Source organism: Symmachiella dynata (assembly GCF_007747995.1).
Lineage (GTDB): Bacteria > Planctomycetota > Planctomycetia > Planctomycetales > Planctomycetaceae > Symmachiella > Symmachiella dynata.
Window position 1 is genome coordinate 698,290 of record NZ_CP036276.1, and the last position, 19,349, is coordinate 717,638.

The 19,349-nt window shown below is 54.9% G+C and carries 16 protein-coding genes; 5 read left to right on the forward strand and 11 right to left on the reverse strand.

Annotated elements, in window-relative coordinates; translation table 11 throughout:
• The first annotated feature begins 245 nt into the window (after positions 1 to 245).
• Both Mal52_RS02615 and Mal52_RS02620 read left to right on the forward strand, forming a co-directional pair.
• Positions 246 to 1,178 carry a fumarylacetoacetate hydrolase family protein gene (locus Mal52_RS02615; RefSeq protein ID WP_145374126.1) on the forward strand — a complete coding sequence of 311 codons (933 nt, stop codon included), beginning with the start codon at positions 246 to 248 and terminating at the stop codon, positions 1,176 to 1,178.
• A gap of 125 nt (positions 1,179 to 1,303) precedes the next feature.
• A complete protein-coding gene (locus Mal52_RS02620; protein ID WP_231962505.1) occupies positions 1,304 to 3,748 on the forward strand; it encodes a HEAT repeat domain-containing protein in 2,445 nt (814 codons plus the stop codon).
• Positions 3,749 to 3,778: 30 nt separating this feature from the next.
• Here the strand turns inward: Mal52_RS02620 and Mal52_RS02625 are convergent, their stop codons facing one another.
• Complete coding sequence (locus Mal52_RS02625) at positions 3,779 to 4,519, reverse strand: class I SAM-dependent methyltransferase (protein ID WP_145374129.1); 741 nt, start codon at positions 4,517 to 4,519, stop codon at positions 3,779 to 3,781.
• A gap of 333 nt (positions 4,520 to 4,852) precedes the next feature.
• Here Mal52_RS02625 and Mal52_RS02630 point away from each other — a divergent pair, with 333 nt between their 5' ends.
• Positions 4,853 to 6,238: a reverse transcriptase family protein gene (locus Mal52_RS02630; protein WP_145374131.1), complete on the forward strand. Its 1,386-nt coding sequence runs from the start codon at positions 4,853 to 4,855 to the stop codon at positions 6,236 to 6,238.
• Positions 6,239 to 6,335: 97 nt separating this feature from the next.
• Here Mal52_RS02630 and Mal52_RS02635 read toward each other — a convergent pair whose 3' ends face one another.
• From Mal52_RS02635 to Mal52_RS02650, 4 genes are all read right to left on the reverse strand, one after another.
• On the reverse strand, positions 6,336 to 6,650 hold the full coding sequence (locus tag Mal52_RS02635) for a hypothetical protein (RefSeq protein WP_145374133.1): 315 nt from the start codon (positions 6,648 to 6,650) through the stop codon (positions 6,336 to 6,338).
• 760 nt (positions 6,651 to 7,410) lie between these two features.
• A complete protein-coding gene (locus tag Mal52_RS02640) occupies positions 7,411 to 8,115 on the reverse strand; it encodes a ribonuclease H-like domain-containing protein (protein WP_145374135.1) in 705 nt (234 codons plus the stop codon).
• A 60-nt stretch (positions 8,116 to 8,175) separates the two neighbouring features.
• Entirely contained in the window at positions 8,176 to 8,814 is a 639-nt protein-coding gene (locus Mal52_RS02645; protein ID WP_145374137.1) for a class I SAM-dependent methyltransferase, read from the reverse strand.
• Positions 8,811 to 9,593 (reverse strand): SDR family NAD(P)-dependent oxidoreductase, encoded by a 783-nt coding sequence (locus Mal52_RS02650; RefSeq protein WP_145374139.1) that lies wholly within the window; start codon positions 9,591 to 9,593, stop codon positions 8,811 to 8,813. The genes Mal52_RS02645 and Mal52_RS02650 overlap by 4 nt, the downstream gene beginning before the upstream one ends.
• Before the next feature lie 399 nt (positions 9,594 to 9,992).
• Between Mal52_RS02650 and Mal52_RS02655 the strand changes: the two genes are divergently transcribed.
• On the forward strand, positions 9,993 to 10,892 hold the full coding sequence (locus Mal52_RS02655) for a Gfo/Idh/MocA family oxidoreductase (protein WP_231962506.1): 900 nt from the start codon (positions 9,993 to 9,995) through the stop codon (positions 10,890 to 10,892).
• 23 nt (positions 10,893 to 10,915) lie between these two features.
• Positions 10,916 to 11,728 (forward strand): hypothetical protein, encoded by an 813-nt coding sequence (locus Mal52_RS02660; protein ID WP_145374144.1) that lies wholly within the window; start codon positions 10,916 to 10,918, stop codon positions 11,726 to 11,728.
• Between the two features lie 23 nt (positions 11,729 to 11,751).
• Here Mal52_RS02660 and ppk1 read toward each other — a convergent pair whose 3' ends face one another.
• The 6 genes from ppk1 to Mal52_RS02690 all read right to left on the reverse strand — a co-directional run bounded on the left by ppk1 (position 11,752) and on the right by Mal52_RS02690 (position 19,346).
• On the reverse strand, positions 11,752 to 13,869 hold the full coding sequence (ppk1, locus tag Mal52_RS02665) for a polyphosphate kinase 1 (RefSeq protein WP_145374146.1): 2,118 nt from the start codon (positions 13,867 to 13,869) through the stop codon (positions 11,752 to 11,754).
• Positions 13,870 to 14,396: 527 nt separating this feature from the next.
• Positions 14,397 to 15,518, reverse strand: coding sequence for a leucine-rich repeat domain-containing protein (locus Mal52_RS02670; protein ID WP_197534619.1), 1,122 nt, complete (start codon positions 15,516 to 15,518; stop codon positions 14,397 to 14,399).
• Between the two features lie 98 nt (positions 15,519 to 15,616).
• Positions 15,617 to 16,129 (reverse strand): hypothetical protein, encoded by a 513-nt coding sequence (locus Mal52_RS02675; RefSeq protein WP_145374150.1) that lies wholly within the window; start codon positions 16,127 to 16,129, stop codon positions 15,617 to 15,619.
• A 195-nt stretch (positions 16,130 to 16,324) separates the two neighbouring features.
• Positions 16,325 to 17,410 carry an alpha/beta hydrolase family protein gene (locus Mal52_RS02680; protein ID WP_145374152.1) on the reverse strand — a complete coding sequence of 362 codons (1,086 nt, stop codon included), beginning with the start codon at positions 17,408 to 17,410 and terminating at the stop codon, positions 16,325 to 16,327.
• A gap of 526 nt (positions 17,411 to 17,936) precedes the next feature.
• On the reverse strand, positions 17,937 to 18,917 hold the full coding sequence (locus Mal52_RS02685) for a threonine dehydratase (protein WP_145374154.1): 981 nt from the start codon (positions 18,915 to 18,917) through the stop codon (positions 17,937 to 17,939).
• 120 nt (positions 18,918 to 19,037) lie between these two features.
• The gene (locus Mal52_RS02690) at positions 19,038 to 19,346 is read right to left on the reverse strand and encodes a hypothetical protein (RefSeq protein ID WP_145374156.1); all 309 of its coding nucleotides are present in this window, start codon (positions 19,344 to 19,346) and stop codon (positions 19,038 to 19,040) included.
• Positions 19,347 to 19,349 lie beyond the last annotated feature (3 nt).

A 19,349-nucleotide genomic window follows, 5' to 3' on the forward strand; every position in this document is an offset into this window, starting at 1 on the left:
TATTCCAGCCAGAAATTCTGGCAAGAGCGGGGCGCTGGTAACCAGCAGCGCCGCCGGTGCGCTCCGCCCCCTGGGGGGCTCCCTAATAATACGTCCTGAGGGGTATTCGTATTTGGTGAGAAAATATTTTTCCCGCCCGCGTCAATTGAGAATCCGTCGTCAGATTGCCACACTGGGACCTACAAATCGAGAAACAGATACTAAACAGTCGGAACCTTTGCCGAAAATTGTGACGAGGAGCCCCCATGCGACTTTGCCGATACGAACTGAATGGACAAATTGCGGTTGGTTTTTATACGGAAACCTCCGTGATTCCTCTCGTGGCCGCCGCTCAGGCCGCGCGTGTCGCACTGCCGGGGAGCAACAGCCTGCTCCCGTATTTGACCTGCGGCGAATCGCGAGAAGCCGTTGCCGCCTTGCAGTCTCGGATTGAAAACCTCGACGATGCGGGGCGGGCGGAACTCTCCGTGCCGACCGATTCGGTGAAACTGCTGGTCCCCATTCCGGCTCCAACGAAACTATTGCTGCTGGCCGGAAACTACACCGCCCACATCGAAGAAGGGGGCGGCCGGGCGGAGGAACGGGCCGATACGTTTCCCTATGTCTTCATGAAGCCGCCGCTGACAACGCTCACACATCCCGGCGATCCGATCCGCGTGCCGGCTGTCTCGCCCGATCATGTCGATTGGGAATTGGAGCTGGGCGTGATCATTGGCCGGCAGTGCAAAGGAGTCAGCGAAGCGGAGGCATTGGACTATGTCGCCGGCTATACGGTCGTCAACGACATTTCCGATCGCCAATTCAAACCGAACCCCGGCCGCAAGCAGCGTGACAAAGATGGCTTCTTCGATTGGTTGCACGGCAAATGGCACGACACATTTTGCCCGATGGGTCCGTGCGTACTCGCCGCCGACGAACAACCCGACCCGCAAACCATGAAACTGACCCTCCGCGTCAACGGCGACGTGAAGCAAGATTCCTCGACATCCGAAATGGTCTTCCCGGTCGCCGCGATTGTGGAGTTCATCTCCAGTTATGTCACGTTGGAACCAGGCGACATCATCTCCACCGGCACCCCCGCCGGCGTCGGCAAAACCACCGGCACCTTCCTCCACGCAGGCGATGTGGTCGACGCCGAGATCGGCGGCATTGGAGTATTGCACAACCCGGTGGAGTAGCTGTGTAACCGCCGTGCGCCACAAATTTGCATTGCAGGCACAACATTACGAGCCAATGAATTTTACACCTACCGACCAAGGTCCTTCGAATTAGACGCCTGGAGAGATTGATGCGGTATCCCATTGTGAACCTCCGTCGCAAATCCCATCACCTCTTGACGGTCTCGGTCGGTGTATTGGCTCGTTGCGGAGTCCACTCTCGTTCTCACGCAATATGTCTCATGATGGGGGTTTTCTTCACTACCGGGTGCCAAAACCAGCCCAGTGACGCGACGCCTAATGAAAGTCCGAAAAAACAAGCTCCTGTTTCGGACCGCCAACCAAAAGAACAAGACTCCCCGAAGATAAATACAGACAGCCCACCCGATGTCTCCGAAACAATCTCGCGCGACCTGAAATTCGTCCCCGATTACGCGCTGGCTGTCGCCGTCATGCGGCCCACTCAGATGTTGGAAATACCTGACGTGGCCACTTTTCCCGGTGTTGACCTTCAGGGCGGCAACCCAATCAAGCCAAGCAATGTCGAACGATGCGCGCTAGTGCTCTTACCCGATAGCGGAAAATATTTTGACGGTCGTTCGGGGGGGAACGGGTTGACTCTCGGCTTTGTCGTCGAAATGAACGTTGACGCACCGCAACAGAAACTTGTCAATCAACTGAGTCCTGGAGCGGAACGTGCGAAAGGCAAGGAAGACATTTATTGGCCGCGAGAGGTCAGTTATGAGCAACTTTCCATCGCCTTCCCCGATAAGAAAACCATGGTTGCGGCGTTTGGAACAGTTGCAATGCTTGAAATGCTCAATCTGGAGAAACGGCCGCAACAAGACAGCCGCCTATTTAAGGCCTATCGCCAGAACGACCCACAAGCTCAATTTGCAGCAGCGATCGATGTCGATCGGCTGAGGCATTTTTACGATCTCGCCAACACGCAACTTAGCGACAAATCTGATTTCGCCTCCAACATTTTATTGAGTCTTTCGCATCGCACGAAGACGGCAAGTCTATCGTGGGATATCTCCCGCCCAGATGGTTTTTCGCTCCAACTGGATACCGATGGTGATGCAACAGTCGCGAAAGAACAGGCGTTGCAACTCCTCGCGGCGACACAGACTGCGGTCGAGAACACTCAACAGTATCTGATTGATGAATTAGGGACCGGCCAACAAACAGAGATTACCGAAGTGACACGTTCCCTATCCAACATGGTGGAACCCTTGGAGCCGGAAATGAACGAGGCCACTGCTATCGTCAACAGCCACAAATTCCCGGTGGCGAACGAGACCTTGCAGCGGATTGCTAAACTCGCAGCCTACCAGGTCGCTGTACTCCGCAAACGGGCAATGCGATTTCAGACATCCTATGCGTTCGCTATCCTCGGATTGCAGATGCACAATTACAATGATGTCTATGCAAAACTTCCACAAAACATTGTCTCAGACGATGGCAAATTGTTGTTAAGTTGGCGCGTTAACCTCCTGCCATATCTAGGAGAATTTGGCGGGTCTGAAGAAGTCAAGCTTTACAAGAAGTTTCACCTGGACGAACCATGGGACAGCCCGCACAACAAGCCATTGAGCGAGCAAATGCCCAAGATTTTTCGCACCCGCGATTCTACTCCAGACGCGAACGTCACCCATCTCCAGGCCGTGACGGGGCCGGGGACAGTGTTTGGGGAAGGTATTGAAAAGTTCGAGCAAATCACCGATGGACTGCCCAATACCTTGGCGTTCATTGAAACACAGGAACCCGTCATTTGGACCAAGCCGGAAGATTTCGAATTTGATCACGATCAGCCCCACAATGGTCTGAGACCGGGCGAAGCATTGGGAGTCCTGTTCAATGGGCAACGCGTGGAATTAAAACCGGAAACCGATGATGAAATGATTCGTCACATAGCTTTGTTTGATGATGGCGGACAATTCGATGTGGAAAGCATTTGGTGGAAACGCTCTGGATCACACACCGTCGAACCCAAACAACGCAAAGCTGGAGATCCCGATCTTTTATTGGAGGTCGTACAAGACGGCATGCGAGACGAAAAACGTGCTGCTTTGAACCGCCTGACAGACTATGATCTTAAATTAAAGCGAAGCGATGCAAAAAAAGTCGTCGACGGACTCTTGCCGCTCGTCAAAACAAACGACCCAAACCTCAGGGGGTGGGTTTTAGAAGTGTTGGCCAAGTGGGCTAAACGCGGCAAACTGGATTGGAAGCAGGTTGAACCGCTATTCGACGACCCCTACGAGCAAAATCGTTGGCAGGTCTTTAAAATTTTAGGGGCATCCGGCGATCCACAAGTGGTGCCAATTCTACTGAAGGGACGCCCTGAAGACACCAGAATTCGCTGGAATGTCATTTATGAACGGTTAGGCAAGGTTGCTGTTGAAGGCGCCTTGCCTTTGCTAAAGAGTGCTGACGAGGAGTTGCGTTTCAAGGCCTGCATCGTGATTGCTAATGAGGGCGATAAGTCGCAAGTTCCTCAATTGCGACCATTACTTGAGGATGATGCAGAACGCGTTCGCAATATGGCCAAAAAGGCAATCGAACGGTTAGAGAACCCGGAAGAATGAATTTCTGACACTCCAACACCTCGCCACAGCTCACCCTTTCACACACTCAATAAATACCACCGGCTGCACCGTCAAAAACGTGTCCCAATAACCCGCCTCGTAGGCGGCTGTTCCCTCCGCAGAGACTCGCAAGGGGCGCCAATTGATTTCGCTAAATCCGGCGCCGCGCAGCGCCTCTTCGTGCGCTGATTGCGAGAGGTAATAATTTTCGATGTCGAACGTTTCGTTTTCTAGATAAAACTTCCACGTGATCGGCGCGCCGGGACGCATTTCGTTGCCGAACAATGCCTCGAAACCGTACTTTCGATAGGACGGGATTGTCAGCCAATCGATCAGCGGGCTGGAATTGATCGTGACAAACCGTCCGCCCGGTTTGAGGCAACCGGAGACGGCTTGGCACATCGCCTCGAGTTGCTCAGTCGTCGACGCGTAATTCAGCAGCCAAGCGGCCACGGCCAGATCAAATTCGCCGGCATGTCCCATTTCACGAACATCGCTCAACTGGTATTCGATCCCGGCCTGCTGCTCGACTTCCTGCTTACGGGCCAGGTCGATCATGCCTTGCGACGAATCGACTCCCAGCACCCGCTGCGCGCCGCCATGTTTCAACAACCGCGAATAAAACCCCTCCCCGCAAGCCAAGTCAACAACCGCCTTGCCCGCTAAGTCGCCCGCCAAGTCGAGCAAGCCGTACGACTCGATATACCTCCGCCAAGGTTGCTGTTTGGAGAGTTGGTATTGCTCGGCAATCGGATCATAATCGGTGGTCATGCGCTGGGTTCCTTGAAGAGACTAGCGAGGCGTTCGGCGGAAAAAATAACACAACCCGTCCGCCGCTGGTAGACCATCCTGCGCCGTGAGTTCAAATACAATTGTGCTGATTGCTGCCTGTTGACACGCGCGGAGATGCCGCGTAGTCTGAATTGCGGGGGGCGGCACTTCAGTTTGGCGAATGCGGAACTGCGGTTCCGGCCGTTCGTCTCTTCGGGGTCACCCCGGGGATTTTTAGCAAACGTTGGCATTTCGTCGCGCGAGCTTGAGTACGCTCATCACGTACATCCGCTCGCGCCGCACGAGACTCGGTGAGGTGTCGCTCCCCTTCTCATGACTGATGTTCGTGCGGTAGCCCGTGGATTGGCGACGGTGTTTCTCTCGGGCGAATGGACGCGGGCCGGCATCACGCAGCGCGTGCAGACCGCTCTCGAACAACGCGTCAAATCGCGGGCGGTCGATCTGCTGGTCGGCCGCATTCTTCGCGCCTGTGGCGAGCAACCGCCGCCGCCGACACTGCACAAGCTCACCAAACTGATCCTCAGCGACCCCGTTTTTCACAAATACATCGCCGAAGAGGACGGCTATCCCAGACGGCTGAACCTGGCCCACTTGCCACCGCCGGTAATGGCACCCGCGCCGGCGATTCCCAGCGACTGGCAACTGCCGACGATTCTCACGCCGGGAGCATTGGCCGATTGGTTGGGGCTTTCGTCGCCGGAACTTGAATGGTTTGCCGATTGCCATGGCCGGGAACGGCAGCGAGCGCGCGAGGCCTTGCGGCATTACCGTTATCGTTGGATTCCCAAGCGGACCGGCGGGCGACGATTGTTGGAGATTCCCAAGCAACGACTCAAAGACCTGCAACGCACGATTCTGCAGTGGATTCTGGGCCGCATCGAGCCGCACGCCGCCGCACACGCATTCCGCCGGGGGCGTTCGATTGCCTCATTTGCCCAGCCGCACAGTGCAAAGCGAGTCGTATTGCGGATCGACCTACGACACTTCTTTCCGTCGGTACAACCATCGCGGATTAAGAGTCTGTTTCGGACCGTGGGTTATCCCGAAGCGGTCGCCCGGCTGTTGTGCGGGCTGTGTACGAATTCGGTGCCGGACGACATCCTGGGCGTGGCTGAACAACAATTCGCCACCAATGAGCGCCAACCTGTCGAGCGACTTTACGCGGCGGCGCATCTTCCACAAGGCGCGCCGACGTCGCCCGCATTGGCCAATCTAGCAGCTAGGCGGTTGGATGGCCGTTTGTCCGGTCTGGCGACCGCCGTCGGTGGCGACTACACACGCTATGCCGACGACCTTGTCTTTTCCGGGGGACGCGCGTTGGAACGCTGCCTCCCACGATTCCGCACATTGCTGTTGGCGATCGTACTCGACGAAGGCTTTAGCATCCGCCACCGCAAAACCGCAGTCATGCCCGCCGGCGGACGCCAACAGGTCGCCGGGATTGTGGTCAATGAACACCCCAATCTCAACCGCAAAGAATTCGACCGCCTCAAAGCGATACTATACAACTGCGCCCACCACGGCCCCCGCTCCCAACTCACCGGGTGCCTCCCACAACCCAACGAACCCCCGACAGAAGCGACGCTCGAACAATTACGAAGTCACCTAACGGGCAAGGTCGCGTTTGTGCGGATGATCAACCCGGCCAAGGGGGAGCGGTTGTCTAAGTTATTGCGGGAGATTGATTGGGTAGGGTAGGGGACCGGTGGTGTGATTGGCAGTCGCTACCTTGCTCGGGTGAATCTATAGGAGCCATCTACGTCATTAGTGTTGACGCATACATAAGAGAGTGTATTTATCTTCCAGGCAATAACTCTTGTATGGTCTCATATAGTTCCTCTCGCAACTTCCATTGCAATTGGTGGAATTCAATATCTGTCATTCGGTCACATTTTGGCGTTAAGTAGATATCTCCCAATAAACCCTTGGCACTAACAGTTACTTGCAACTCTTTTAGAATTGCGACGAAAGCGTCAGATCCTCGTTTTGCTCGGCTTAAAGCAGCACTTTTATTTTTATACCATGATGACCAATGTGCCGCGCCCTCCCAGTCGCTTTCATCCAAGAGATCAATGATTTGTCCCAATGTTTTGTAAATTGATTTTCTCAACTAAGTGGTACCTCATCAATCATGCGCAAAACATTGTCAGCGTTAAGATCAGCTGGGAACAGCACCTGCTAGTTCAGAAGTCCGGCTGTGCCGGACGAAACCGCGGTCAGTTGAAATCCAATTCGCAACGCCCGGTACAACCGGCCCTGCCTTGCTGCGTTGTCAAAAACGACCGAAGGGACGGGCAGCGACAAGGCTTATTATTGCTCACTGAGTGTATGCAAGAATGCAATGTCGACGTCAGTTGTCTTTCGGATGTACTGTGCCCCATTGGAGCCATTGTAAACGATTGTTGAGGGCAAGCAATTCAGGGACGTTCCATTTGTTCTTATTAAAATGGATGGGGCATACGTGTTGTAAGATGCCTGCCACCAGTGTACTTTTCCATTGTAATCTATCCATCTCCGAACAGTTTCGCACTGATTATCTTTTGGTGTGCTATCGCATAAATTAAAAACGTTTTGTGTTCCATCATTCTTGCAGACGACGATCTCAACCGGTTTCTGTGTAGAAACCTTGAGTCGCCGAGGAAGTGGACATTGGAATAAGGCAATGATCACAACCAGGAATGCTAAGATGCCAAGGGTTTTCTTGAAACGACTACTCATGTGAAATTGTCCAATGGCCATCAGTTCGCTGTTGAAGTTTTGCCAAGCAATCCGCTCCGAAACTCCAGTCCAGTACGTCCGGCTGTGCCGGACGAAACCGCGGTCAGTTGAAATCCAATTCGCAACGGCCGGTACAACCGGGCCTAATCTTGCTACATCCAATCCATGAACTTGGATCGTGGTTTGGGATTGTCCATCCAAGAGGTATCCGGTTCGGGTAGACTCATCGCGGATTCAACATTCATCCATCCAGAAGCGAATCGCATATCACGTACACTTCCCTTTCGGGTTACCCATCGAAATACGCGTTTTTTTTCGCACGCTCGAGCAAGTTCCAAGGTCGTTCGTACATCCTGTGACACGTAGTCGAAAACCTCATTGAATTTTCTATCAGCCCAAAACTGTGGAGACAGGTTTTGAGGAACGGATGACGATTTTCCAGACAAGCCCATACCTCGCGCAGCGGGATCGAGACCAATGGGGTACCCAAGTTGGCAGAAGGCATGATACATCATATCCACGTGCCCAATTGCGAGCTGTTTGCATTCATCGAACATTCCCGATTCTTCGGCGAGAATGTCAAAATCAAAATTCAGACCGTTCCATGTCAGGACAGTCAGTCCATTTTTCGTTGATTCTGTGAGAAAACGAACCAAGTCACCAGCGTCCTCTCGGCTCATCCGATCGGCGGGAGTATCTTCATCTGACTTGCTGTGCCAGAGCCGGGGTTGGTCATCCAAGCTGGATAACGTCGCTGCGCACGCAATTCCCAACGGCCGATGAGCCTTCAGATCATGAACATCCTTGGGGAGAATCTTGGCCGTTTCAATATCGAATGCGAGATAATTACGTTTCATTGTTGCTCAATCCTTCCCATTAATAGTGAACGCCAAACCGTTATTTCATGGAGTTTATCCTCACCCACCGCGCCGCGTCATCAAACACGACCAGCCCAACGGGCCGCGTAGGTCGGGGGCGTCTTCGAAGTAAAATGCTCGCAGTTGATCGATTTTGAATAGCTCCTCCAGGTCGCTGCAGAGGTCGGCGGCGCGGAGGCGGGGCATGTTGTCGGTGCTGAGTTCGTCGCTGTTGCCGGTCAGTGTTAAGTACCGCGTGCCGGGGTGGGTGACGCGCTTGAGGAGGACCAGCAGGCCCTGCAAATAGACCTTGCGGATGCAGTGGAACGCGCCGCGGTCGAAAATGAAATCGAACGGCTCGGCGGGAGATTCGTAACCGCCGATGTGCGTGACCACAATATTCACCTCGACACCGGCCTCCGTAGCACGCGCGCGAGCCGTTTCGATGGCGGTGGGTGAGATGTCGATCGCTGTGACGGTGAAGCCTTGGCCGGCTAAATAAATGGCGCTGCTGCCGGTGCCGCAACCGATTTCCAACACGCGGCAGGGGGCGATGTTTTGTTCGGCCAGCACGCGGCGCAATTCGGCCGAGGGGAGGCCGCTGTCCCAGGGCGTGTCGTCGTTGCGATACCGCTGGTCCCAATCTTTTTGCTTGTCTTGCTGCTCTGGATGTTGCTCTGTGTGTTCTTCTGTACTCATGACATCACGATCCCGCCGTCTACGTTATAGGATTGTCCGGTAACCATTTTTGCATCGTCGCTGGCCAAGTAAACCGCAAGCGGCGAAATGTCTTCGGGGACCAGCCGTCCGCCGATCGGCGTCAGCCCTGCTTCGTATTCGTCGTGGTCGACACCTTTGCGCTGAGCGTCATATTGAACACGGGCGTTGTTCATCACCGTCTTGACCGGGCCGGGGCAAATGCAATTCGAGGTGATGCCCGCGCGGGCATATTCGACGGCCACCGTACGGGCCAGGCCCATCACGCCATGTTTGCTGGCGTTGTAGGCGGCGGCATGAACACTGGGGATGCGGCTATTGATCGACGCGACGGTAATAATGCGTCCCCAGCCAGCGGCGACCATATCGGGCAACACCGCTTTGCAGAGCAGAAACGGCGCGGTGAGGTTCAACTGCAGCGTGCTATCCCAAAAGTCGTCGTCAAATTCAGCGACCGGGGCGGGCTTGGCGCTGCTACCGATGCCGGCATTGTTCACCAGGATTTCCACTGCCCCCATTTTAGCCTTCACCTCCGCGACCAATTCCGCAGCGGCGGAGCGGTTGAATAGATCTGCGGAGAAGGCTGTCGCAGTTCCCCCGGCAGCGGTGATTTCTTTGACGAGGCTGTCGAGCTGGTCTTGTGAACGGGCGGCGGCGGCGACGTGGGCGCCTTGAGCAGCAAAATCGAGTGCGATGGCGCGTCCGATTCCCCGTCCTGCTCCGGTGATGAGTGCGATGCGTCCGTCGAGTTTGCCGGTCATGCTTTGTTCCTTTTTTGCGCTGGGTGGTGAGTGGGTGTTTATTTGTTGTGCGAAAACCCTCACCCCGGCCCTCTCCCAGGGGGAGAGGGAGAAATGGTGCGACCTCTCGCAGCGGGAAAGGTGTGGGGAATTGTTTTGAGTTCAATGCGCGGCAGCTTAATGGATGCGGCTGGGAGGGGACAACCGTGGGGAGGTTGTATCTTGAAATCGGGCGTGTCGCGATCTTTTCCCTGACCGGCAAAATCTGCCGGTTCTTTGGTCGGGACTCGCCTTGTTGGGAATGGGGCGCGTCGCTATTCTCCCGCCACTTCTACATACTCTCTCAACTCTTCTCTCCTCTCAAAAGAGGCCACGGTTTGTGGGGACTGATTGGCAGTCCCTGCGAAAATGCTGTGGTCGATGCGCATGATCCGATTGGGAATCGTCGATTTCGATTCGTCCCACGCGGTTGAGTTCACGAAACGATTCAACCACGTGGGCGTGGACAGCGACCAATGCGTCGACGGTGCGCGCGTGGTGAGCGGCTGTCCCGGCACGTCGACGATGTCCCCGGAACGAATCTCGCCGCACTCCCAACAACTACAGGATTACGGCGTGACGCTCGTCGACGAGCCGACCGACATGATCGGCGAAATCGATGGCGTGCTGGTGCTCTCCTTGTGCGGCGACGTTCACTTAGAGCGGGTCCGTCCGTTCTTAACGGCGGGCGTTCCGGCTTATGTCGACAAACCCTTTTCGTGTTCGTTGTCAGCAGCTCGGGAAATCGTGCGTCTAGCGGACGAAAACAGCGTCTCGGTATTCAGCGCCTCTGCAATGCGGTTTGCGGAAGAGGTGTTGGAATTCCAGCGCCGCACCGCGGACTATGGTCCGGTTGTGGGGGCGGTGAGTTATGGCCCCGCCTACCGGATGACGGGCAATCCGGGGCTGTTTCATTACGGCATTCATCCTACGGAATTGTTGTTCGCCGTCATGGGGCCGGGTTGCGACGAAGTCACGAGTTTGCGTACGAAGACGGCCGAAGTGGTGACGGGGCATTGGCGCGATGATCGTGTGGGCACCCTGCGAGGAATGCTGCAAGGGGCGACACGGTATGGTGCGATTGCTTTTTGTGAACGGGCGGTGGTGCCGATTCATGTTTCCGCGCGCTATGCCTATCGAAATTTGTGCCGCGAAATCGTCCGCACTTTTGAAACCGGGGCTGCCGGACTGACCACGGATGTGATGTTGGAAACGGTGGCCTTCATCGAAGCCACATTAAGCAGCGAGACCGCCGACGGCCGTGCGGTTTCCTTGAATTAGACGATCAATCGAAGGACAAGCTGATGGCGTTGAAAATTGCATGCCTCGTTTGCATCAACCTATTATTAATCTTTGGTGGTTCGTCGGTTCGCGCGCAAGACTTCACGGTGATTACTGAGACCGAACACGTCAATTCTGGCAAGATTGTCGGACGCAGTCGGACGATTTTCCACGCGGGCGAGGCGTATGATCAAGTCACCGGGTTGGGAGAAATTACGATCTATCAACCGGGGCGGCAACAATTCACCATCTTTAGCGCGGCGCGAAATTTGGCGACGACGATTTCGTTTAATGATATCGTTGCCAACCAACGCGAATTCGATCGTCAAATCCTCAGCCATGTCGAACAGTTGGAACGCCGCGGGTCGCGCGAAACACTGCAAAAGGCGGCGGAGTTGAAATTTCAATTGCTGCCCGAGTTTCAAGAAAACTTCGATGCGAAGAAAAACGAGCTGTCGATGACGAGTGAATATTATTCCTACGTTGTCAAAACCGAACCGAACCTGCAGCCGCAGATTGTCGGGTCTTATTTGCGATATGCGGATTGGACGAAACAGTACAATGCACTGTTGGATCCGGCGTCGATTTTCCCCGCTCCGCGGTTGCTCGTGAATCAAGTGCTGCGCAAACGCGGCGCGATGCCATTGACTGTTTCGCTTAAGCACCCCGGCAAGAACAGCCTGCATTTGCAATCGCGGCATCAGATTCGATGGAAGCTCACCGACCAGGACAGAGCCGCCATCGTCTTCTGGCAACGGTTCTTGGCTAAACCCGACTTGAAGTGGGTCACATTCCAGGAATTCCAAGCAGCAGTCCGTCCCGCTGGGGATGAATGACCGGGCCGGAATAATCGGGCCTTTTAGACGTCGTCGTCATCCACTTCGTGGGCGGCGATTTCTTCCAGGAACCGAACTTGTGACCGCATGGTTGGCGTCCCTTTGCCGGGTTTGACGCGGCGGTACGACCCGTCGGGCTGCATCTCACGGGCTTTGACGTTGTCAGCTTGCAGCGTGGGGACGATGGACTCGATGATTCGTTTTTTGAGCGTCGGTTCGAGAATCGGGAACATGGCTTCCACGCGGCGGCGGAAGTTACGCGGCATCCAATCGGCACTGGAGAGGTACACATCGGCATTTGAATCCGCGCCAAAGATGTAAATCCGGCTGTGCTCTAAGAAGCGGTCAATGATGCTCCGCACGCGAATATTGTCCGACAGCCCGGGAACTCCGGGGACCAAACAACAACTGCCGCGACAAATCAGATCGATCTCCACGCCGGCTTGAGACGCCTCGTACAGCGCTTCAATGACGTCGCCATCGACCAGCGAATTGAGCTTGCCGAAGATCCGCGCCGGTTGCCCTTCGGACGCTCGCTTTGTTTCTCGGTGAATCAGCTCCAAGGTTTTGACTTGCAGGTCGTGCGGGGCGATAACTAGTCGCTTCCACGGGTGTCCCAATGAATACCCGGTGAGCATGTTGAACAGGGCGCTCACATCTTCGCCGAATTTTTGCCGGCACGTAAACAGGCCCAAGTCGGTATAGATCTTTGCTGTCGTGGCGTTGTAGTTGCCCGTTCCCAAGTGCACGTACCGCCGCAATCGGTTTCCTTCGCGACGGACGACGAGAGTCGTTTTGCAGTGCGTTTTCAGATCCAGAAATCCAAACACGACGTGCACACCGGCACGCTCCATTTGCCGCGCCCAGCTCACATTGGCCCGCTCGTCGAAACGCGCCTTAAGCTCCACAACGGCTGTGACGTTCTTACCGGTCTCAGCCGCGCTCATCAACGCCCGCACGATCGGGCTTTCACTCCCTGACCGGTACAATGTCTGTTTGATGGCCAATACGTTGGGATCTTCGGCCGCCTGTTCGAGAAAATCAACGACGCAGCCGAAGGACTGATAGGGATGGTGCATGAGAATATCCCGTTTCCGAATGGCAGCAAAGACATCCGCATCCTCCGGGAATTCCGCCGGTCGTCGCGGCGTGAATGCGGCATCGCGCAAATGATCGTATCCCGGCAAACTTTGCCAAGACATGAGCGCCGTCAAATCCAATGGGCCATCCACATGATAGATCTCTTCCGGGCCCAACTGCATTTGCTCCGCGACCGTGGCTACCAGTTTTTCATCAACTCCCGCAGTGACTTCCAAGCGGACGGGATCGCGATGTTTCAACGCCCGCAGACCTTCTTCAATCGCCTGCGACAAATCGTGCATCACCTCGTCGCCATCGATGTCGAGATCCGCGTCGCGCGTCACACGAATGGTGGTCCAAGAGTTAATGGTCGAGCCACCGAACAGCCGGTCCAGGCGAGATGCGACCAATTGCTCCAACAGAATAAAATCGCTTCCCACTCCCGGCAGTTCGACCATCCGCGGCAATACGGTGGGAATTTGCACCACGGACAAGAGACGTTTGGGCCCTCCGCGACGTCGCTGCACCGGTTGGACCATCGCTGCCAAATACAGCCCGCGATTTTGCAGGTGCGGCGTGGGATGGCTGGGGTCAATCGCCATCGGCGTGAGCACGGGGAACACCGTTTGCTCGAAATAGTCTTCGACGTATTGTTGTTGCGTCTTGGAAAGCTGCTCCGGTCCCAACAGGCGAATGCCATGCTCGGCGATCGCCGGCAACACCGCTTGTTGCAGACAGGCATATTGCCGACCGACCAACTCATGATTCCGCTCGTGGATGCGTTTGAACAAATACTGCGGCGACGATCCATCCAGCGTCTCGTCGACCGGTTGCTCAGCACCGCTCAATTGCGAGCGAATCCCCGAGACGCGAACCATCATGAATTCGTCCAGGTTACTGCTGACAATACTCAGGAATTTCACCCGTTCCAACAACGGATTGGTCTCATCCTCAGCTTCTTCGAGCACGCGGCCGTTAAATTCCAACCAACTGACGTCACGATTGACGTAGCGAGGGAGGGATTCGGCGGTGGTTAGTGCTTGTTCATCAACAACAGCCATAAGATAACCGACTCACTGGCAGGGGAATCCGGGTGTCAACATCCATCAAAGGACGTACCGCACTCCGTTTTAGTCGGTACGACGAAAACCAGAACGTTTCCCCCCTCTGTGAAACGGGAGAAAATACGAAGCTGGAGTCCGCTATGGTTATCTTAGCATGGAAAAGGGTACCGGTGACAGCGGTTATGACGGCAGTGGTGACTGAGGCATCTCTGTCCGTGGGGCGAGCACAGCTTTTTGGCCGAAGATTGTCGAACGACAGCTTTTCGGCGACAGCCCGCCTACCAAAGTTTCGTCCGCAACACCTTCAACACCGGGCTTTGCTCGAAGTCGAGAAACGAGGGGATTTCCACGTCGTGCACCGCTTTGGCAATCTTCAAAGGAGAGCCGTTCAGGCAGATAGGGCACGTTTGTCATGGGAAAAATGAATTCGGGATCATTTATCACGAAAGCCAGAGTTCTCCACTCTTTGAGCAACTGTAATTTGTCAGCACCCCAGCCGCAAAGTTGAGTTCGTGGAAGTTACGCTAGTAACTGAAAACTACGTTCGGCAGAGATTTCCGAACTTCGATCATTTCTGTAACTGTGGTATTGGTCCCGACGAGGTTGAGGTAGGTCAAATTTTTCAATTCCTTGAGTTCTTTCAAGCCTCCATCCGTGATGAGTGTGGATTCGAGTTTCAAGATCTTTAAATGTTTGAGTTCGCTGATTTCGGCTAAACCCATGTCCGTGATCTTGGTATCTGAAAGGTCGAGATTTGTCAGGCTTTTCAATTCGCCGAGTTCCTTCATGCCCATATCCGTGAGTCTTGAACGACTGAGGTCGAGTGTCGTCAGGTTCGCAAGATTGTTGAGTTCGTTCAAACCAATACCCGATAAGTGGGTGGCTCCCAAATCGAGCGTGATCAGATTCTTAAGTCCCTTCAGTTCCGGTACGCCTGCATCGCTAATCAACGAGCCGCTAAGCAAAAGCGTCGTGAGATTTTCATGTTGCTTGATGCTTTTTAAGCCGTCATCTCCGATCCCGCTGCCCACGAAGCTAAGAGTCTTGAGGTTCTTGAGACCATGAAGTTCACTTAATCTCGCACCCATTTTCTGAAACTTGATTCCACTAAGGTTCAGCGTCGTCAAGTTGGTGTGCTTATTGATATCCGGCAAACAGTCATCGGTAATCTTTGTGGACGACAGGTTTAGCTCCGTCAAATCCTTCAGCCCAGCCAATTCTTTGACGCCGACATCGGTGATTTCAGTACTCCAGAGACAGAGCGATGACAGACTTGTAAGTTTCTTGAGTTCCTTCAAACCGACATCTGTGATCTGAGTGCGGTAGAGGTCCAGGTGCTTGAGATTTTTAAGGTGCCCGAGTTTCTTCAGCCCCACGTCCGTAATCTGCGTGTCTCTCAGGCTGAGCGACTGCAAGCTCGTGAAATCCTTTAGCAGTATCAAAAATCTGTCGTTGATCCGTTTGTTCTCGTCAAAATCGATTCCAATTACAGGACGACCCGGCAATTTATCATCTCTCGTGACTTTGCCGCCCAGCAGTTTGATCTTCGCAATTGTCTTGTCCACCTCCGAACCGTCATCCGCAACGGCAACCGACGAAGCGAGGCAGATAAAGGTCAGAAGTAGCAATAATAGTGGAACGCGCATTGTTACTGCTTTCAAATGAGGTCCTAGGGGCGAGGATCGGAAGACCCGTGATTGACCAAATTGACATTGTGGCATTGCAGTGCGGAGGTTCGGCCCGCCTACCAAAGTTTCGTCCGCAACACCTTCAACACCGGGCTTTGCTCGAAGTCGAGAAACGAGGGGATTTCCTCCGGGGTATTACCGGTGGTGGCTTGTTGAGCTGTGCCACTTTGCGCCTGGGAAGCTCGTTCGAGCAACGAACGGATGTGCGACACGGGATAGATGATTGAGATTTCATCCATCGTGATCGCTGTCAGCGGGATGGCTTTGCCGAAATCGTCGTTATCGATCGCCAAGGGATCTTGTTCACCGTCGGCCGTGACGCGGGCGACCACTTCTTCCAAGAAATCATTGAAGTCCTGGATCGAGCCGCGTCCTCCGCCGGAACGTGCTTCTTTGAATTCGATGATCCGCGCATTGACCAGCACGCAAGTCTCAGCCAAACCGGTGTTCATTGTCGCATTGTAGTGCCCCACAAACCCGTTGCCATTACGCAGCGAACCAGCGACTGGTAAGTATTCTGCGTCATTGGAGACCGCGCCGATCAATTTCAAGAAGTCATTTCGATGCATCGTGTACCTCGTGAATGGGGCCGTTATCGATCGTGAAGTGCAGCGGCGCTTCTCGACCCGACGATACGACAGCGACAAGATGGGAGAAAATGAAAAAATGAATGGCTGCCCGCGCGAAACGGACTTCATCAGTATCCGAACTCATCCCCGGGAACGCAAGTTGCGATCGATAGAATCAGGCTGGCGTGTCTAAGGTCATCGTCGCAGATGCCGGTCAAAAAACTCGTAGGCCACCTGCCGTGCTGCGGGCGGGAAGTCGTGCGCACTGTCGGGATAGTTCGCCTGCAGATTGTCTGCCGCTCCAAGCAATTTGTAAATCGGTCGGGCAGCGGCGATGCTCTCCTTGACGCCGGAGACTTCGAAATTGCTGTCACGTACCGGGGCACTGGCCAAAAACGGCCGCGGGGCAAACAGGGCTATGATTTCCGGGAAGTCAAACGGCACTTTGTCGGGGTCGTTTTTGTAGTCATCATTGATTGCCGGCATATAACGCGGGCTTGTCCATCCGACTAGTTTGCCGTCGTAATACTTGTGAAATCGGGTGAAGCCGCAATTGGAGACCAAGCACTTGATCCGCTCATCGAACGCGGCGGTGAACATCGTGTTGTGTCCCCCCAGCGAATGCCCGATGCAACCGATCCGCTCCCCATCAACTTCATCCAAAGCTTGCAGCAAATCGATCGCGCGCATGTTATCCCAGATCGCCTTCATCGTTCCGCTACGAAAGCCGGTTTTTTCGCGATCAAAGTCATATTCGTATTCACCGAACGAAGGATAATCGGGCGACAACGTCACGTAGCCCCGCTGGGCAAGATGTAGCGCATAATGCAGGTTGGGTTTGCCTTCGAGGCCCGCCGGTTCGCGTTTGCCGGGACGGGTTGTCTGATGCAAGCACAACACCGCCGACGATTTTGCTTGCTCGGTTTTCGGCAAAAACAGGTAAGCCCGTACGCGCGTCGTTTTCTCCGTATCATAAGCGATCTTGCGTCGCACAAGACCATCGTCGAGGACTGTTTCTTCCAGCACCTCAACATTGAGCGGAACACGTTTGTCATCCCCCGGAACCGGCCCCATCACGGTTTGCATGGCTGCCAAAATCTGCCGACGACGGATCGCCCAATCGTCCGGCGTGCGAATGGGATGTCGTTTCCTTTCCGCATCGAGGTAGTAGGAGAGGTCCTGATGTTCGGGATAATTCGGCAGCGGACCGGCGGCGACGGACACCGTTGTGAGCAGGCTGCCGCAGATGACGATGGCGACAATGGGAATCAATGGTCTCATGAATTCAGCCACTCGGTTTTTGTGGGAATGGAAATGTTGGCGTTTCAAACAGGCGGGCGGCATGGGCAGTCTGTCGGTGACGTTTCCAGCATTAGGTTCATTATCCGGTCGGCGGGCCCTCACCCCCGGCCCCTCTCCCAGAGGGAGAGGGGAGAAAAATGCAATGGTGACATTGCGAATCAGTAACTCCCTCTGAAACATACTGCATTTCGCCGTAAGGAAACTCTCATCGGGTGGCAGCGATTGCCAACGGCAATCGGTGTGCCGTAGGCACAAGACGCAGCAGTTTCAGTTGTCCGTGCCGAAGAAGTTCTGCTTGCTTAAGAACGTGGAAATTGCGGCTTCTTGCTTGCCGGTGAGGTTGCCAGCATTGGGTTCATTATCCGGTTGGCGGGCCCTCACCCCCGGCCCCTCTCCCAGGGGGAGAGGGGAGAAAAATGCGATAGTGACATTGCGAATCAGTAACTCCCTCTCCCTCTGGGAGAGGGTCGGGGTGAGGGGCGCACCACGTTTGGCGCTCACTTGCTCATCCTACGCCGCCCAAACCGCCCGATGCAAGAATCGCGGGGAGTTCCCGTAGGTCAAGATTGCCTCCCGAGAGTATGCCGACGACCGTTTGTTGTGCGAGTTGTTCGCGGAGTTTCCAAGCGGCGGCCAATGTGGCGGCGCCGGCGCCTTCGGCGAGGTTGTGTGTCTGCCGCAGGATCTCCAAAGCGGCTTGACGCAACTCCTCTTCGCTGACCAACACCACATCATCCATCAGTTGCCGCATGATCTCGAAGGTCATCGTGGCGGGGACGCGCGTCGCCATTCCCTCGGCCCAGGTCTCGGCTGAGGGGGCGGGTTGAATTGCGCCTGCCTGCCAGGAGTTTGCAACCGCCGCCGCCCGCTCGGATTGGACGCCGATGACTTTCGTCGCTGGCCGCAGATGTTTGGCGACGATGGCCGTTCCGCATACGCCGCTGCCCAGTCCGATTGGCACAAAAATAACATCCGGTGCAGGCAGCGTTTCAAAAATCTCGTGCGCCATCGTCCCCACACCCGCTATCAACAGCGGTTCATTCGCCGAATGCACGTAGCGATAGCCTTCGACTTTTGCCAACCGTTCCGTCTCCTCGCGAGCCTCGTCAAAATCACGGCCATGTTCGATCACGGTCGCGCCCCGTTGCCGCATCGAGCGCACCTTGTCGGCATTGTTACGGGCTGGAGCGACAATCGTGCAAGGAATGTCATGCCGACGCGCGGCGAACGCCAACGACTGACCGTGATTGCCGGTCGAACTGCCGATAATGCCCGCTTGTCGTTCCGCAGCGGACAATTGACTGACGAGGTTGACCCCGCCGCGAACCTTAAAAGCGCCGACCGGCTGATGGTTTTCATGTTTCAGAAAAAATCGTAGCCCCAGCAATTGCGATAACCCCGGCCATTCCAAGAGCGGCGTGGGGGAAAGGTCCTTCCGGACGCGGGGAACGGCGGCGAGCACGTCTTCATAGGTGACCGGTAGCATGGCAGGGCGATCTTGAGGTCGAGTGGAGGGGAGTGTGGCTGTTGATGACAACGCACACTCTACCAGATCCCCGGCACCGTCGTCAAAATCGCGCGGCGTCAATCAGCGAACCGACACCAATTACAAGCTGCTCGGTTTATTGCGTAGGTTTTCGTGGGCAAACTGGATGCGGCGTTCGTGATTCCAGCCTTGGCGAATGCCGTAGACCACACTGCCCAGGACAATGGAGGCGACTGTGGCGACTTTTCGTGGGAGTTGATAATAGGAAAGATCGGCGTGTAATTGGTGTTGGCCGATGAATTCTCCGAATTTATCGCCGTCGAACATCAATTCAATTCCGTGTAGATCCTTGCTCCATTGGTAGTCAAAGGGGCCGTATTCTTTACCGCGATGCAATACCCAAAACGCGGTCTCTTCAAAGCGCAACACAAT

Excerpts from the sequence above, each read along its gene's own strand:
- Mal52_RS02615 (WP_145374126.1), top strand. The coding sequence starts at position 246 with ATGCGACTTTGCCGATACGAACTGAATGGACAAATTGCGGTTGGTTTT.
- Mal52_RS02625 (WP_145374129.1), bottom strand. The coding sequence starts at position 4,519 with ATGACCACCGATTATGATCCGATTGCCGAGCAATACCAACTCTCCAAA.
- Mal52_RS02630 (WP_145374131.1), top strand. The coding sequence starts at position 4,853 with ATGACTGATGTTCGTGCGGTAGCCCGTGGATTGGCGACGGTGTTTCTC.
- Mal52_RS02640 (WP_145374135.1), bottom strand. The coding sequence starts at position 8,115 with ATGAAACGTAATTATCTCGCATTCGATATTGAAACGGCCAAGATTCTC.
- Mal52_RS02645 (WP_145374137.1), bottom strand. The coding sequence starts at position 8,814 with ATGAGTACAGAAGAACACACAGAGCAACATCCAGAGCAGCAAGACAAG.
- Mal52_RS02650 (WP_145374139.1), bottom strand. The coding sequence starts at position 9,593 with ATGACCGGCAAACTCGACGGACGCATCGCACTCATCACCGGAGCAGGA.
- Mal52_RS02655 (WP_231962506.1), top strand. The coding sequence starts at position 9,993 with ATGCGCATGATCCGATTGGGAATCGTCGATTTCGATTCGTCCCACGCG.
- Mal52_RS02660 (WP_145374144.1), top strand. The coding sequence starts at position 10,916 with ATGGCGTTGAAAATTGCATGCCTCGTTTGCATCAACCTATTATTAATC.
- ppk1 (WP_145374146.1), bottom strand. The coding sequence starts at position 13,869 with ATGGCTGTTGTTGATGAACAAGCACTAACCACCGCCGAATCCCTCCCT.
- Mal52_RS02670 (WP_197534619.1), bottom strand. The coding sequence starts at position 15,518 with ATGCGCGTTCCACTATTATTGCTACTTCTGACCTTTATCTGCCTCGCT.
- Mal52_RS02675 (WP_145374150.1), bottom strand. The coding sequence starts at position 16,129 with ATGCATCGAAATGACTTCTTGAAATTGATCGGCGCGGTCTCCAATGAC.
- Mal52_RS02680 (WP_145374152.1), bottom strand. The coding sequence starts at position 17,410 with ATGAGACCATTGATTCCCATTGTCGCCATCGTCATCTGCGGCAGCCTG.
- Mal52_RS02685 (WP_145374154.1), bottom strand. The coding sequence starts at position 18,917 with ATGCTACCGGTCACCTATGAAGACGTGCTCGCCGCCGTTCCCCGCGTC.